General features: G+C 66.7%; 12 protein-coding genes and 1 pseudogene. 6 read left to right on the top strand and 7 right to left on the bottom strand.

The genetic code is table 11. The features are described from left to right. Positions 1 to 4: 4 nt before the first annotated feature. From G467_RS0106125 to G467_RS0106135, 3 genes are all read right to left on the bottom strand, one after another. Positions 5 to 289, bottom strand: coding sequence for a BolA family protein (locus G467_RS0106125; RefSeq protein ID WP_022968854.1), 285 nt, complete (start codon positions 287 to 289; stop codon positions 5 to 7). Further along, complete coding sequence (locus G467_RS0106130; RefSeq protein WP_026802420.1) at positions 286 to 585, bottom strand: YciI family protein; 300 nt, start codon at positions 583 to 585, stop codon at positions 286 to 288. The genes G467_RS0106125 and G467_RS0106130 overlap by 4 nt, the downstream gene beginning before the upstream one ends. A gap of 71 nt (positions 586 to 656) precedes the next feature. Further along, positions 657 to 1,478 carry a polysaccharide deacetylase family protein gene (locus G467_RS0106135; RefSeq protein ID WP_022968856.1) on the bottom strand — a complete coding sequence of 274 codons (822 nt, stop codon included), beginning with the start codon at positions 1,476 to 1,478 and terminating at the stop codon, positions 657 to 659. An 82-nt stretch (positions 1,479 to 1,560) separates the two neighbouring features. Between G467_RS0106135 and G467_RS0106140 the strand changes: the two genes are divergently transcribed. The 6 genes and pseudogenes from G467_RS0106140 (at position 1,561) to G467_RS0106165 (ending at position 7,470) form a co-directional block, all read left to right on the top strand. Continuing rightward, positions 1,561 to 2,187 (top strand): L-threonylcarbamoyladenylate synthase, encoded by a 627-nt coding sequence (locus G467_RS0106140; protein WP_022968857.1) that lies wholly within the window; start codon positions 1,561 to 1,563, stop codon positions 2,185 to 2,187. A gap of 78 nt (positions 2,188 to 2,265) precedes the next feature. Beyond that, positions 2,266 to 3,165: a segregation and condensation protein A gene (locus G467_RS15660; RefSeq protein ID WP_022968858.1), complete on the top strand. Its 900-nt coding sequence runs from the start codon at positions 2,266 to 2,268 to the stop codon at positions 3,163 to 3,165. A 22-nt stretch (positions 3,166 to 3,187) separates the two neighbouring features. Next, positions 3,188 to 3,934 (top strand): annotated as a pseudogene (gene scpB, locus G467_RS15665) (SMC-Scp complex subunit ScpB); the annotation flags it as partial. A gap of 26 nt (positions 3,935 to 3,960) precedes the next feature. Continuing rightward, on the top strand, positions 3,961 to 5,721 hold the full coding sequence (gene rluB, locus G467_RS15670) for a 23S rRNA pseudouridine(2605) synthase RluB (protein WP_022968860.1): 1,761 nt from the start codon (positions 3,961 to 3,963) through the stop codon (positions 5,719 to 5,721). Between the two features lie 108 nt (positions 5,722 to 5,829). Then, positions 5,830 to 6,585: a class I SAM-dependent methyltransferase gene (locus G467_RS15680; protein ID WP_022968861.1), complete on the top strand. Its 756-nt coding sequence runs from the start codon at positions 5,830 to 5,832 to the stop codon at positions 6,583 to 6,585. 99 nt (positions 6,586 to 6,684) lie between these two features. After that, on the top strand, positions 6,685 to 7,470 hold the full coding sequence (locus G467_RS0106165) for a hypothetical protein (RefSeq protein WP_022968862.1): 786 nt from the start codon (positions 6,685 to 6,687) through the stop codon (positions 7,468 to 7,470). Positions 7,471 to 7,560: 90 nt separating this feature from the next. Here the strand turns inward: G467_RS0106165 and G467_RS0106170 are convergent, their stop codons facing one another. The 4 genes from G467_RS0106170 to G467_RS18410 all read right to left on the bottom strand — a co-directional run bounded on the left by G467_RS0106170 (position 7,561) and on the right by G467_RS18410 (position 14,721). After that, positions 7,561 to 8,283 carry a CsgG/HfaB family protein gene (locus G467_RS0106170; RefSeq protein WP_022968863.1) on the bottom strand — a complete coding sequence of 241 codons (723 nt, stop codon included), beginning with the start codon at positions 8,281 to 8,283 and terminating at the stop codon, positions 7,561 to 7,563. Positions 8,284 to 8,416: 133 nt separating this feature from the next. After that, complete coding sequence (locus G467_RS0106175) at positions 8,417 to 9,223, bottom strand: amidohydrolase (RefSeq protein ID WP_022968864.1); 807 nt, start codon at positions 9,221 to 9,223, stop codon at positions 8,417 to 8,419. Further along, positions 9,220 to 10,368 carry a pyridoxal phosphate-dependent aminotransferase gene (locus G467_RS0106180; protein WP_022968865.1) on the bottom strand — a complete coding sequence of 383 codons (1,149 nt, stop codon included), beginning with the start codon at positions 10,366 to 10,368 and terminating at the stop codon, positions 9,220 to 9,222. Before G467_RS0106180 ends, G467_RS0106175 begins: the two co-directional genes overlap by 4 nt. 105 nt (positions 10,369 to 10,473) lie before the next feature. Beyond that, positions 10,474 to 14,721, bottom strand: a complete 4,248-nt coding sequence (locus tag G467_RS18410) for a S8 family serine peptidase (RefSeq protein WP_081644588.1) — start codon at positions 14,719 to 14,721, stop codon at positions 10,474 to 10,476. Positions 14,722 to 14,926: the final 205 nt, after the last annotated feature.

A 14,926-nucleotide genomic window follows, 5' to 3' on the forward strand; every position in this document is an offset into this window, starting at 1 on the left:
ACCCCTACAGGCCGGCTTCTGCGGGGGTCCGGGCCTTGATGGACAGGGCGTGGATATCGGTCTGCATGAGGCTGCCGACGGCCGCGAAGACCCGGCGATGGCGCGCCAGCGGCGCCAGACCGGCGAAGACCTCGCTGACGATGTCGACGGCGAAATGCCCGCGACCGTCCCGGGCCCCCTCATGCCCCGCGTGCTTGTGGCTCTCGTCGACGACGTCCAGGGAGACCGGCGCAAGGCCCTGTAGTGCCGCCTGGATCAGCGCAACACGCGGATTCGGGGCGGAGCTCATGGCAAGACGTGGCGGAACGGGCGGACGTCGACCCGGTCGTAGACGCCCGCGGCCATGTACGGATCGGCACCAGCCCAGGCGCGCGCCTCTTCGAGCGAGGGAAACTCGGCGACGATCAGACTGCCGGAAAAGCCGGCCGGGCCCGGATCTTCGGCATCGATGGCCGGAAACGGGCCGGCCAGACGCAGGCGGCCGGCATCGCGCAGCGCTTCAAGCCGGGCCAGATGCGCCGGTCGCGCGGCCTTGCGGGCTGCCAGGGAGTTTTCGGTGTCGCTGCCGATGATCGCGTACCACATGCCGTGTCTGTCCCCGTCGTCGTTTTCCAGGCGCGCATCGTAGCCCGCCGCCCGCATGCCTGCTGCCCTGGCTAACCGCGCTCGCAATCGGCCAGGATCGCCGCCAGCGCTTCCGGCGAACGCCAATGCCAGCCGCAGACATAGCGCGGCAGATGCCAGGGATCCGAGGCGAGCGTGACCGGCTCGCCCTGCACGCCCAGCGCCGCCGACAGTCCCAGGCGAGCCCCCTCGCCCGGCAGATACCGCGTCACCAGGAAAGGATTCGCCTGTCCGTAGGGATAGGCGAAGAATCGGCACCGCGAAGGCGCCAGGCGCGCGTTGAGGTAATCCACAGCCTGGTCGATCTCGAACGCGGCGCGTGCCGGTGAATTCACTTCGGAAAAATCGCCGCGTGGCATCGCTTCCGGACCCGGACCGGGCATCACCGGATGATTGTGGTCCCAGCTATGGCATTCGATCGCCATGAGGCCGCTGCCGACAGCCGACGCCCACCAGTCCTCGCGCATCCAGTCCAGGCCATGCAGGCATTCGCGATCCATGCGCGCGCGCGCCTTGGGATCGGCGATCACGAACACACTCATGTGCAGGTCCGGCTGCTGCGATCCGGCGGCATCCTGCAGGCAACCGAGAAAGCCGCGCTGGCGGCCCTGCCCGGGATAGTCGACGTCGCGAAAATCCAGATCGGTGCCGTCGTCGCAGGTCAGCACCAGGCAACGGGAGAGATCGCGCTTCGCTTGGCCCGCCAGTTGCTCGGTGACCCACGCGAGCGGCACCACGCGCCAGCCGAGGCGCGAAAACATCGCCAGGTCTTCGGCGAGCGCGCGGTGATCGTTGTCGGCGTAACCGGGGCCGGCCACGTTGCCGGCGTGATATGTCAGTATCGGCAGTCGCATCGTCGGGAGTGTCGTGGTCCGTGGGCCGTCACTTTCAACAGCCCGGGACCGGGTGCCAGCAACCGCACGCCATCATAACGACATGAGCCAACGCCTCAGCATTCATCCCGTCACGCCGCAGGAGCGCCTGATCCAGAAAGCCGCCGAGATCCTCAAGGCTGGCGGGCTGGGCCTGTGCCCGACGGATGCGGGCTATGCCCTGGTCTGGGCGCTGAACGGGACCGAGGCCGAAAACCGGGTCCAGCGGCTGCGGCAACTGGACAGCAAGCATCCTTTCACCTTACTCTGTCGACAGATTAGTGAGGCCGGCCGTCTGGCCCGGCTCGACGATCCGGCCTTCCGGCTCCTGCGATCGCTGACCCCCGGTCCCTGTACTTTCATCCTTCCGGCCTCACCGGAATTGCCCAAACGTCTCAAGAACAGCGGCCGCAGCAAACGCCGCGATATCGGCATTCGCCTGCCCGACCACGTGGTCGCGAAGGCCTTGCTGGAGGCGATGGGAGAACCGCTGCTTTCCACCAGCCTGGTGCTGCCGGACGAGGATGAGCTCGCCAGCCACGAGGCCGAATCGGTGGCAGAGCGGTGCATGCGCTGGGTCGATGTCATGCTGGACGCGGAAGACTGCGAACCGGGACCGACCAGCGTGGTGGACTGCACGGGCGATGAGCCCACCGTCGTGCGCCAGGGCTTCCACCCGGTGACGCTGTAACCCGCAGAACAGCAATGACCAGAACCACCCGGCCCGGACGGCCCGCTCTCCAGAGCCCATTCCTGAACCAGTGACTTGATGACCACCGAACCCGCGCCCGTCGCGCCCGAATCCGCTTTCCCGGTCCCGCCGCAGCAGCAGGAAATGCCGCTCGCCGTGTTCAAGGGCCAGCCGGTCCTGCAAATGCCCCAGGACCTGTACATCCCGCCGGATGCGCTGGAAGTGATCCTGGAGGCCTTCGAAGGCCCGCTGGACCTGCTGCTGTACCTGATCCGCCGCCAGAACCTCGACATCCTCGACATCCCGGTCGCGGAAATCACCAAGCAGTACGTCGACTACATCGACGTGATGCAGGACTTGCGCTTCGAACTCGCCGCCGAATACCTGGTCATGGCCGCGATCCTGGCCGAGATCAAATCGCGGATGCTGCTGCCGCGGCCGCCGTCGGAGGAAGGCCTGGAAGCCGACCCGCGCGCCGAACTCGTGCGCCGTCTGCAGGAATACGAGCGCTTCAAGAAAGCCGCCGAGGATATCGACCAGCTCGATCGCCTCGACCGCGACACCAGCATCGCCTCGGCGCACGTGCCCGAGCGCACGGTGCACCGCGACCCGCCGCCGGTGGACCTGCGCGAAATGCTGCTGGCGCTGCGCGACGTGCTCAAGCGCGCCGAGCTGTTCACCCATCACGCGATCAAGCGCGAAGCCCTGTCGGTGCGCCAGCGCATGGGCGAAGTGCTCAACCGCCTCGCCGACGGCAGCTTCCACGGCTTCGAGACGCTGTTCAACGCCGAAGAAGGCAGGCTGGGCGTCGTCGTGACGTTCCTGTCGGTGCTGGAACTGGCCAAGGAACAGCTGCTCGAAATCGTGCAGGAAGCGCCGCTCGCGCCGATCTACGTCAAGTCACTGGCCGCGTCCGATCGCGATGCCGCCAACGATGCCGACTTGCCCGAACCCACTTCAGATGGCGGCTACGCCTGAACCCCCGGAACATCAAAGCACAATGGATCAAGATCCCGATTTCCTAGCTCTCGTCAAACGCGTCGTCGAAGCCGCGCTGCTCGCCGCACCGCAACCGCAGACGCTGACCCAGCTCGCCGCCCTCTTCCCCGAAGACCAGCCGGTCACGCCGGCCGAAATCGGCCAGGCCATCGCCTCGCTGCAGACGGACTGCGAACACCGCGGCGTCGAACTGGTCGAGGTCGCGTCCGGTTATCGCTTCCAGGTGCAGGCCGACGTGCATTCCTACGTCACCCGCATGTGGACCGAGCGCCAGACCAAGTACACGCGCGCCACGCTCGAGACGCTGGCGCTCATCGCGTATCGCCAGCCGATCACCCGCGGCGAGATCGAACAGATCCGCGGCGTCGGCGTGAACGCGAACATGATCAAGATGCTTGAGGAGCGCGAGTGGATCCGCTCGGTCGGCCACCGCGACGTGCCGGGACGGCCGGAGCTGTTTGGCACCACCAAAGCCTTCCTCGACTATTTCGGCCTCAAGAGCCTGGACGAACTGCCGCCGCTGGCCGAGCTCAAAGACATTCCCGAACTCGAGCCGCAGCTGCCGTTCGATCTCTCCCCCGCCGTCGTCGCCAATGCCGCCATGGCCGATGCCGACGACGAACACCCCGAGCAAGACCCCGACGCAGCCGACGAATCCGATGACGATTCCGAGGCTTTCAACGACACCCACCCTACGGATCAGAGCATCGTCGAGACGACGACCGCGGAAACGAACGAACAGGCCGGCGACAACGCCGAGCCGGAGCTAGAGAAATGAGCGACACCAAAATCAAGAAAGTCCTGTCCCTGAAAGCGAAAGGCGACGAGTCCAGCCCGAAGATCGAAGAGCGCCTGCACAAAGTGCTCGCGCAGGCCGGCCTCGGTTCGCGCCGCGCGCTCGAAGAGCGCATCGCCCAGGGGCTGGTCAAGGTCAATGGCGAAGTTGCCCAGACCGGCCAGTCGGTCAGCAGCGGCGACCGCATCGACATCGACGGCAAGACCTTCGTCGCCAGCGCACTGTCGGAACCGGCGAGCGTGCTGATCTACAACAAGCCCGAAGGCGAAGTCACCACCCGCGAAGATCCGGAAGGCCGCCCGACCATTTTCGATTCGCTGCCGCGCCTGAAGGGCGCGCGCTGGATCGCCGTCGGCCGCCTCGATATCAATACCACCGGTCTCCTGCTGCTGACCACCGACGGCGAACTCGCGAACGCGCTGATGCACCCGTCGAACGCGATCGAACGCGAATATGTCTGCCGCATCCACGGCGAAGTGCCCGACAACATCGTCGACCGGCTCGCGCGAGGCGTCGCGCTGGAAGACGGCCCGGCGAAATTCGACAGCATCGAACGCATCGGCTCGAGTGATTCGCACGCCTGGTTCCAGGTCGTTGTCGCCGAAGGCCGCAATCGCGAAGTGCGTCGCCTGTGGGAATCGCAGGGCTACCAGGTCAGCCGCCTCAAGCGCGTGCGCTATGGCGACGTCAGCCTGCCGCGTCTGCTCAAGCGCGGCCACGCGGTCGAGATGGAACAGGAAAAAGTCGAAACCCTGCGCAAGATTTTCGGCCTCGAGAACAACGCGCCGGTACTGACCCTGCAGCCGGTGATCGGCCAGCGCAAATCGCGCCCGACCGAAATCCGCGTCGGCAAGGACCGTGCGCAGGCTGGCTACGTCAATGGCCACGTCAACGATGAAGCGCGCGAACTGCGCCGCTTCGACCACGTGCGCGAAGACAAGCCGCGCGGTCGCGGTCGTCCGGGCGCCGGTCCGGGCCGCGGCAAACCCGGCGGCGGTTACAAGGGCAAGCCCGGTGGCAAGCCGTTCTCCGGTCCGATGGGTTCGGATGCACCGGTGCGTACGCATGGCCCACGCGCTCCCGGCGGCGGCAAGCCGGGTTTCAAACCGAAGAAGCCGTTCGGCGCCGCCGGTCCGCGCGACGACAACTTCGGCAATCGCATCGATGATCGCGGTCCGCGTCCGCCCAAGCCGTTCGGCGATCGTCCGCCGCGTCCGCAGGGCGACCGTCCGTTCAACGATCGTGGTCCGCGTCCGAACGCTGGCCCCGGTGGCTTCAAGGGCAAGCCGCGTGGCCCGAAGCCGGGCATGCCCGGTCAGGATCACAACCACAATCCGGCCGAGTTCAAGAGCTGGTACGTGCCCGATGGCGTGGAGACCGGTTCGAAGGTCGCGCCGCCGCGAGGCGCGCGTCCGCCCAAGCCGTTCGCGACGGAGCGGGGTCCGCGTCCGCAAGGCGATCGCGCGTATGCCGCACGCGGTCCGCGTCCGCAGGGCGACCAGGCGCGCGGCCCCAAAGGCCCGCGTCCGCAGGGTGATGGTCCCTACCAGAACCGTGGCCCGCGTCCGCAGGGCAATGGCCCGAATGCGCGTGGTCCGCGTCCACAGGGCGACAGCCCGTACGGCGCTCCCCGCGGTCCGCGTCCGCAGGGCGACCGCCCGGCCGGCGGCCCGCGCAAACCGGCAGGCCCGCGTCCGCCGTTCCGCAAACGTCCCGAAGGCCTGCCCTCGGACGACTGAGGCATCGCGGCGTTCGACGATGCGACACACGAACAACCCGCCGAAAGGCGGGTTTTTCGTGACTGCGCACGCATGCGATGATCGCCCCTCTCCATCGCGATGCCGCCCATGTCCGATCTTGAAGCCCAGTGCCTGGCCCGGCCGTGGTTCTATCCCTTCGTATTGCCGTCGGGCCAGCGCGTGGCCAGCGATCACGACGGCCTGCTCGACGGCATCCATCACACGCGTTCGTCGATGTTGCGTGCGGCCGTCGCGGCGCAGTTCGGTGCGACGCTACCGCCGGGACTTCAGGCCATCGACCTGGCCAGCCATCAGGGCTGGTTTTCGGCGCAGTTGCTCGATCTCGGCTTCGCCGGCGTGCTCGGCATCGATGCGCGCCAACAACACGTCGACGATGCTCGTCTGATGCTGCACACGCTCGGTCGCACGCAGGCGCGCTTCGAACAAGCGGACGTGCATGCGCTTGCGACGGACGTCATGGGCGAATTCGACCTCGTGCTGTGCCTGGGCCTGATCTATCACCTGGAAAATCCCGTCGGCGCCCTACGCCAGGCACGCCGACTGTGCCGCGGCATGTGCCTGATCGAAACCCAGATCGCGCCCGGACAGAACGGCTGGATGGATTTCGGGCATCACCAGTACGTCCGGCCGATCCAGGGCAGCTTCGCGATCATCGACGAGACCGAAGAAACCCATGGCCCGGAAACTTCGACCCTGGGCATTTGCCTGGTGCCGAGCCTGGATGCGCTGCTGTGGATCCTGCGCAAGGTCGGCTTCGCGCGCGTGGAAGTACTACCAGTGCCGGAAGACGGTTACGAACAGCTCGTGCATCACAAGCGGGTCATGGTCGCGGCCTACGTCTGAGCGCCGCCACGCGAATGTGACGGTGTTCGCGGGATCGCTTGAGCCCTAGCTCTAGGGAAGTTTGTGAAGGTCGTCGTGGACCCACCACGGAGATCTGCCATGCGCCCCACCCCACTGCTGTTCATCGCGATCGCACTGCTCTCCCTGACCGGCTGCGCCCAGCAGACCGCCATCGCCAACCACGACAGCGCCGCTCTGGTGCAAGCCATCCGCGCCGCCAACCAGACCCCGGGCAAAGACGTGATCCGCCTGGCCCATCGCGGCCTGTACGTCATCGGTGGACCCGCCGAACCCGGCTTGCTGCTACCGGCGATCCGCGGTGAACTGCAGATCATCGGCGACGGTGCCGAGATTCGCGGCTACACCGGCGACAAGCTTGCCCTGCTGCAGATCGACAAAGGCAGCACGCTTGCGCTCGACAACCTCAGTCTCGCCGAAGGCAGCGAAGGCGCGGTACGCAATTTCGGCGCACTCAGGATGACCGCCGTACGCATCATCGACAGCACCGGCTCGCGCAGTTCGGCGATCGTACTCAACCATGGCGACATCGACGCCGTCGACAGCGAAATCGCCTACAACACGCTGGCCGGTGCGCATCGTGATGCCGGCACGGTGCTCAACTTCGGGCGCATCGTGCTGGACCGCACGACGATCCACGACAACCGTGCGATCGGCGGCTCGCCCAATCTCGCCGTCGCCGGCGGCGTGCTGAACTACGGCAGCCTGCGCGTCGACGGCTTGGTCATGCAGGACAACGATGCCGAACAAGGCGCGGCCGCGCTGCAGGCCGACGGCATCCTCAATCTGGGCAATGGCGAAGTCGAAGGCGCCACCGCACGCGGTGCGATCCGCAACGGCGGTGGTCTGGCGATCCTCAATCCCTGATTCGCCGGCGGCGGGTCGGTTCGACGCGGAACCTCGCAAAAAGAAAAGCCGGCGCAAGCCGGCTTTTCCATAGACGAAGACGCCGAACGATCAGTCCAGATCGATCGAGCCGCTGGTGCGTTCGCGGCGACGCTGTTCCTGCGCGTCGAACTTCGCCTTGCAGCTGTTCTGCTGGACCATCACGCAGTCCAGGTAGTCGCTGATCAGCACGACAGCGGCGCGGATCGCCTTGCCGGCCGGTTTGTTTTCCTGGTTGGCGAGGTTGCCGCCGACGCCGCCGCGATAGAAGTCGAGCTTCATGCCGCCGCCCTTGGACGTGCCCTCGATCGTGCGCGAATAGGCGATCTCGCCGGTGGTCGTGTCGACCACGCGCAGATCCACAGCGATGTAGGCATTCTGCGAATTGCCGCCGAGCGACACGCCACCGAAGCTCAGGCCGCTGTTGGACTTCTTGGTTTCCTCTTCGTACGAGGTCACGGTACCCATGACCAGGTACTGCGCGCCCGCGAGCTTGCCCATCTGCGCGGCCGTGCTGGCCTTGGCGCGGCCGGAGGCCATCAGGTTCTGCTCTTCGAGCACGGCCTTGAGTTTGGTGCGTTCGACAACGCGGAAGGAACCGGTGTTGGACAGTTCGTTGCTGAGCAGGCCGGCGAGGTCCCAGCCGACGCTGCTGCTCCACCAGCCGGCGCTGGTTTCGTTCTTGAATTCGGCGACGGCCACGACGGGCTTGCCTTCGGGTTCCTTGGCCTGCGCCGCGATCGGCAGCAACAGGGACACGAGGAAGAAACTGGCGAGGATGGAACGGGTCTTCATGGGGGTCTCCAGCAGAATCGTGCTTGATACGGGATAGCTTCGAGAACGCCACGGGAGGCGCAATCAGGCCATTCCGGAGCCGATCATACCCCGATCCCCGGACGGCGGAACCGTGCCGGAAGGCGCGTGAACGCTAGTCCAACAGCTGGAACCGATCGGCGTCGCGCTGCGCCGGAAAGCGCTCGCGGTAGTGCGCCAGGGCGCTGGCCGAAAACGCCGAAGTGACCACTTGCGGGCGGTCGTCGCATTCGACCAAGGGCTCGCCGATGAAATCCAGCAGCACGCTGTCGCCGGCATAGTCGTGCTCGTTGCCGTCGCGTCCCACGCGGTTGACCGCCGCCACGCAGGCCAGGTTTTCCATCGCGCGCGCACGCAACAGGGTGCGCCAGGCGTTGCGCCGCGCGCTCGGCCAGTTGGCGACAAATACCAGCAGGTCGTAGTCGAACCGGCCCGGCGCATCGACGTCGAAACGGTTGCGGATGAACACCGGAAAACGCAGGTCGTAGCAGACCAGCGGGCAGATCCGCCAGCCTTTCCATTCGAAGATCCGGCGCTCACTGCCCGCGGCATAACGCTCGTGTTCGTTGGCCATGCGGAACAGGTGGCGCTTGTCGTAATGCGCCAGCTGCCCGTCGGGCGTCGCCCACAGCAACCGGTTGTAGACGCCGCCGGCGTCGCGGATCTGCACGCTGCCGGTGACCACGGCACCGAGCTTTCCGGCCTGCTCGCGGATCCAGGCGACGGTCGGCCCGTCCATGTCTTCGGCGCGGTGGATCGCCTCGTTGCTGAAGCCGGAGGTGAAGGTTTCCGGCAATACGACCAGGTCGGTCGCCCCAGCGAGCGGCGCGAGCAAGCCCTCGTACATCGCGCGGTTGCCGGCCGGGTCGTGCCAGCGCGTGTCGCCCTGGACCAGGCTGACGCGCAGATCGTGCGCGTTCATGCTTTTTGCAGCCGCTCGATCGCCGCGTCGAGCGTCGCCTGGTTCTTGGCGAAGCACAGACGGGCCAGACGCTGGCCCGGCGGCGGCGTTTCGTAGAACGGCGACAGCGGAATCGCCGCCACGCCCTTCTCCGTAGTCAGCCAGCGGCAGAATTCGGTATCGGGCAAGTCGCTGATCGCGGAGTAGTCGACCAGCTGGAAGTAGCCGCCCGGCACCGGCAGGGTGCGCAGGCGCGTGCTGGCGAGCTGGCGGGCGAAGTGGTCGCGTTTTTCCTGGTAGAACGCGCCGAGCTCGTCGTAGTGCGCCGGCTGCGCGTCAATCATCGCCGCGAACGCCCACTGCGCCGGCGCGAAGCTGCAGAACGTGTTGTATTGATGGACCTTGCGCAATTCGGCGGTCAGGGCTGCCGGCGCGATGCAGTAGCCGATCTTCCAACCCGTGCAGTGGTAGGTCTTGCCGAACGAGGACACCACGAAGCTGCGCTCGGCGAGTTCGGGATAGCGCAACACGCTTTCGTGGCGGCGGCCGTCGAACACGATGTGCTCGTAGACCTCGTCGGCGAGCACGAGAATGCGCGTATCGCGCACGATGTCGGCCAGCGCGGCCAGGTCGGACGCATCGAGCATCGCACCCGACGGGTTGTGCGGCGTGTTGATGAAAATCATGCGCGTGCGCGGGCTGACCGCGTCGCGCACCTTCTGCCAGTCGACCGAGAAATCGACCGGATCGAGCGCGACATGCACCGCGCGCGCGCCGGCGAGGTTGATCGCGGGCTCGTAGCAGTCGTAGCACGGGTCGAGGACGATGACCTCCTCGTCCGCGCGCACCACCGCCAGCACCGCGTCGAAGATCGCCTCGCTGGCACCGCTGGTGACGGTGATCTCGGCATCGGCGTCGACCTTGCGGCCATAGCAGCGCTGCGTTTTCGCCGCGATCGCCTGGCGCAGCGCCGGGATGCCGGTCATCGGGGCGTACTGGTTCTTGCCGTCGCGCATCGCGCGAGAAAGTTCGTCGACGAGAAAATCGGGCACCGGAAAATCCGGAAAGCCCTGCCCCAGGTTGACCGCGCCGTGTTCGACGGCCAGTTGCGACATGACGGTGAAAATCGTGGTGCCGACATTCGGCAACTTGCTGGGCGGATACATTTCGGCAACCTGGGCGGACTGCGCCGATTATGCAATGCGGGTCCGACGAGCACAAAAAAACCGGCCCCACGAGGGGGCCGGTTTCGTCTAGCAGTGACGCGTCGCTTACTGGCAGTTCTTGCGCGAGGTCAGCAGGGCCGTCGGACGGTTCTGCGACCAGGTGCCCGGCACGCCGTTGATGAAGGTCACATTGGTGCTCATGTTGGTCACGTCGTTCGTGGCCAGCGTGCGCGTACCCGTACCGATGACCGTGCTGCTCGGCGCCGCGTAGGTGCAGGTCGGGCAGAAGCCGGTGTACTGCTCCATGTTGAAGGTGTTCACGCCGCTGTTGAACGCCTTCTCACCGTACAGCCAGCGCGGGAAGCCCTGGCCGTCGTAGGTGTAGGCCGCCATCACTTCGACCGTCGGTTCCGTGATCAGGCTGTAGCCGAAGCCGGACAGGTCGGGCGAGTACCACAGGCCCGAGGTGTCGAGCGGCTGCGCGTTGAACACCGGGCAACCACCGCCGCCGAGGCGGTCCATGTGCTCGGAACCAGTATCGCCGTCGATGTTGTAGCTCACCGTCATTGTGCTCACGCCGGTCGGCGTGATCATCACGTCACCGACCTTGGTCTGCGACGGCGCGCTGCCGTTCCAGACCGTGCGCAGCAGGTCCGCGTGCCAGGTGCCGTTCGCGCCGATGACCGGAGCGTCGGTGTAGAGCCAGGTCGGCTTGTTGTCCTGACCGTAGGTGTACCAGACCAAGGTCCACTGGTCGGTCGGACCGGCGACCGGGCCAGCGAAGTCCACGAACATGCCGTGGCCGCTGCGCGAGGTGTTGTAGTAGGCACCCGAGCGGAAGGCCGGCGCCGCGCCGACCGAGTTGACGGTCGCCGTGACGTTCACCACCGCCGTCGTGCCGCCGGTGTTCTGCGGCTTGAGGTACCAGCGTCCCGGGCTCAGCGTGGCGCCGGCCGTGGTCAGCGTGATCGACTGGTTTGCACCGGCCACTGCCGCGCTGGCGTTGTTGGCCACCGGGGCGGCGATGATCGCCGACACGGTTTCATCGAACGTGGTCTGGCGCGAGAGATCCAGACGCACCGAGCCCGACGCACCCGCCGTGGTGAAGGTCACCGACGTCGCCTGGTTCGGAATGTCGATGTAGAGCTTGTTGTGCGTCGCACCGGCCGGCAGCGTGACGCTGCGCGGCACGCCGGAAGCCAGGGCATACGGCGCGAAGCCGGCCGCCGTGCGGATCAGGCGGACCGGAACGGTGCCGATGGTGTTGCCGGCCACGCTCTGCACCATGAGGTAGGCGACGCGAATCTCGCCGTTGATCATGGTGGCGTCATCCCAGCCGACGCGCGTCTTGAACGCTTCCAGCGCGGCGGTGTGGCCCGGGCCGGTGGCGACCAGGCTGCCGTCGGTGGCGGCCGTCAACGGAACCGCGGAGGTTTCGATGTTGATGATCGCATTCGTCGTCGGGCTACTGTCGCCCGCGTAACGATCGACCAGCACCCACAGCGTCTGCGCCGCGGCCGTGGTCTGGATGTCGAACAGGCAGGTTTCGAACGCGCTGCCGGTCGCACCCTGGCAGACCAGTTCCGCAGACTCGGGAACGCCGTCGCCGTCATCGAGACCGATGTAGATGTCAACGTCGTTGGACTGCGCCGAACCCGTGGTCGCCTTGACGCGATACGAGACCGGGCCGCCGACCGGGCTGGCCGGGATCACGATATTGGACTGCACTTTGCAAACGCCGACGCCGCAGGCGTTGAACGGATCCGCATCGTTGTCCTTGCGCAGCAAGGGAGCACTGATGACGGGCTTGACCAGGCCGGTAGCGACGAAGCGCGCATCCGGCAGGGCCACGAGACCGCTCATCGACACGTCAACGAAACCGCGTTCCAGCGGCAGTGCTTCGTCGTCTCCGAGGATCACCGGGTTCGGCAGCGTGCCGGGGGTCGAGAAGATCGCGACCGGCAGGGTGAGGCTCGGGCGGCCGGCACCGGTGGTATCGGTCAGCGTGACGCTGCCGTACACCCAGTTGCTGACCAGGCTCGGCGCACCGGTGAGGTCGATGTTGAAGGTAATCGCCTGGCTCGCCGCATTGCCGACCGTGAAGCTGGCGAGCGACGGGGTGATGGTGACGCCGGCCGGCAGGCTCGAGCTGATCGCCCAGGTACCGCCGCCGACCATGTCGGTGAAGGTGCGGGTCAGCGCGCAGGTCTGGAAGCACTTGTCGTAGCCGAGGCTCGGCAGATTCAGCGTGTGCGCGTTGGTGGCGTTTGCCGCGCGGAACTGCGCGTCGGTCGCGTTGAGGAACAGACCGGCCTTGACCGCACGCGACAGGTCGATGGTGCCGGCGCCGCGATCGTGCGGGGTGGCGGCGGAACCGTCGTAGTCGAGGATCGTGCTGCTGCGCGCGGTGAGCATCAGCGCAGAGATGATCTGGCTCGGCGTCCACGTGGTCTTGACCGACTTGAGCAGTGCCGCCGCACCGGCGACATGCGGCGTCGCCATCGAGGTGCCGCTCATGTACTGGTAGCAGTTGGTCGGGTTCGTGGTGCAGCTCGGATTGACCTTGTTCGCCGCGATGATCGCCACGCCCGGGGCGGTGACGTCGGGCTTGACCACGCCGTACGGAATGACCGGACCGCGACCGCTGAAGTCGGCCATGATGTCGGCCACGCCAGCATTGGCACCGATCGCGGTGCCTTCCAGGCGCGCCACATGACCGCTACCCGCGCTCAGCCAGGCCATCAGCGCCTGGCCGTCGGTGTAGTTGAGGTGCGTGCTCGGAATCGGATGGTTGTCGTTGACCACGCTCGGGCCTTCGGCGGCCGAGTTGATCAGCACCATGCCGCTGCCGCCGGCGAGGCTGACGTTCGTGCTCTTGGCGACGCGCGCATAGGTGCCGCGCAGACAGGTCACGATCTTGCCGCTGAACGTGGAGGCATTCCAGGTCGCGGGCTTGCTCTGGCCGGTCGGCGGATTCGCCGCGTCGACGGGGCCGTCGCCGCAAAGCGGGTAGTCGGTCGCGGCCACGATCGGCAGCAGGCCGGTCGAGGTCGGCGCGCTGGTGTCGCCGGCGCCGATCAGGATGCCGCCCCCCGGGGGTGCCGTGGCACCGCCGGCCATGTCGACGAGACGGTTGGAAATCGCGCGGTCGTGGGTGACGGCGCCAACGCCCAGAACCCACGGCGAGTTCGCCGGGTTGCCGTGCGTGCCCGGCGCCGGGCCGTCATTGCCAGCCGCCGCTGCGACGGTGACGCCGGCGTTGCGCGCCGCGAGGAAAGCCTCGGAGTCGTCGTCGGTGCCGGCGCTGACGTTGAAATTCGCCCACGGGTCGGTCGGACCGCCGCCGATGGAGTAGTTGATGACGTCGACGCCATCGGCCGTGGCCTGCTGGATCGCCGCAAGGATCCAGGAGCCCTGGCAGCTCGCGGTCGCTTCGCAGGCCTTGTACGTGATGATGTTGGCGTGCGGAGCGACGCCGGACATCTGCACGTTGCTGGTCAGCGCGCCGGAGGTGATGGTGATGTTGAGCGTATTGCCCGCCGTGGTGCTGGCCGTGTGCGTGCCGTGGCCGGTACCGGCCGGGTTGTCGAGGCCGTTGTTGGCTTCGCCATCATTGGCGCCGGTGGTGAGATCCCAAACGCCGATGAGCTTGGTGGTGCACAGGCCCGGCGTGGTCGGGCACAGACCGTACGTGGTCGCGCCGCGCGGATTGATGTGGGTGTAGCCGTCGACGGGGCCGACGCTCTTGAACGAGTCATGCGCCGCATGCACGCCGGTGTCGATGACGCCGACGATCATGCCCTCGCCCTTCTTGGAGATGCCGCCGGTGGCGGTGCCGTCCCAGATGGTGGTGGCCTTGATCCAGCGCGGACCGCGATCGGTCAGCGGATGACGGACGAAGTCGAGGCGGACGCGGCGGACGCCGTCGACCGTCTTGAGTTTTTCGGCTTCGGCCGCGGTCAGGTCGATTGCGATGCCGTTGTTGACGACGTCGTAGACGAAGTTCGGCGTCAGCGGACGACCGAGCAGCACGGCCGCGTCACCGAGGCGCTTGTTGCGCAGCTCGGCGAGATAGGAGCGATAGGCGCGGGCTTCGAGGCTCGCGACATTGAGTTTGTGCGCACCGGTGGCTTCCGGGCTGGTCGCGGCGAGGCGACGCGGCGCGGACGTGCCGCGCGTCATGCCACCTTTGAAGGTCGCCAACGGATCTTCGTTGAACATGACCAGGTAGGTCTGACGCTGGTCGGGACTGACGGCGCGGGTACCCGCCGTGGCGGAAGCCGCTTCTGCTACATGGTTCGCCGGCAGGCCGAGGCCCAGGGCGATGGCGATCATCAAGGGTGAAACACGCATTGGGTGAGTTTCCGCAGATGAATAACGCCTTAATTCTCATCCACGGCCGCGGGAAGCACAAGCACCACGTTTCGTCGCGTTCGCTGTAAAGAATATGACACGGCAAAAATGCGCCAAACCCGCGCCGTTGCTGCTTTGCAGCAAGTTGCCGGCACCTGCGCCAGGCATCGCTTTGCGTGGTGTCGACACGATTGTGAGCGGTCGT

The sequence above is a fragment of the Arenimonas oryziterrae DSM 21050 = YC6267 genome, assembly GCF_000420545.1.
Classification (GTDB): domain Bacteria; phylum Pseudomonadota; class Gammaproteobacteria; order Xanthomonadales; family Xanthomonadaceae; genus Arenimonas; species Arenimonas oryziterrae.

Bases quoted from the DNA above. Each gene is read 5' to 3' on its own strand.
- G467_RS0106125 (WP_022968854.1), bottom strand. From the start codon at position 289: ATGAGCTCCGCCCCGAATCCGCGTGTTGCGCTGATCCAGGCGGCACTA.
- G467_RS0106130 (WP_026802420.1), bottom strand. From the start codon at position 585: ATGTGGTACGCGATCATCGGCAGCGACACCGAAAACTCCCTGGCAGCC.
- G467_RS0106135 (WP_022968856.1), bottom strand. From the start codon at position 1,478: ATGCGACTGCCGATACTGACATATCACGCCGGCAACGTGGCCGGCCCC.
- G467_RS0106140 (WP_022968857.1), top strand. From the start codon at position 1,561: ATGAGCCAACGCCTCAGCATTCATCCCGTCACGCCGCAGGAGCGCCTG.
- G467_RS15660 (WP_022968858.1), top strand. From the start codon at position 2,266: ATGACCACCGAACCCGCGCCCGTCGCGCCCGAATCCGCTTTCCCGGTC.
- rluB (WP_022968860.1), top strand. From the start codon at position 3,961: ATGAGCGACACCAAAATCAAGAAAGTCCTGTCCCTGAAAGCGAAAGGC.
- G467_RS15680 (WP_022968861.1), top strand. From the start codon at position 5,830: ATGTCCGATCTTGAAGCCCAGTGCCTGGCCCGGCCGTGGTTCTATCCC.
- G467_RS0106165 (WP_022968862.1), top strand. From the start codon at position 6,685: ATGCGCCCCACCCCACTGCTGTTCATCGCGATCGCACTGCTCTCCCTG.
- G467_RS0106170 (WP_022968863.1), bottom strand. From the start codon at position 8,283: ATGAAGACCCGTTCCATCCTCGCCAGTTTCTTCCTCGTGTCCCTGTTG.
- G467_RS0106175 (WP_022968864.1), bottom strand. From the start codon at position 9,223: ATGAACGCGCACGATCTGCGCGTCAGCCTGGTCCAGGGCGACACGCGC.
- G467_RS0106180 (WP_022968865.1), bottom strand. From the start codon at position 10,368: ATGTATCCGCCCAGCAAGTTGCCGAATGTCGGCACCACGATTTTCACC.
- G467_RS18410 (WP_081644588.1), bottom strand. From the start codon at position 14,721: ATGCGTGTTTCACCCTTGATGATCGCCATCGCCCTGGGCCTCGGCCTG.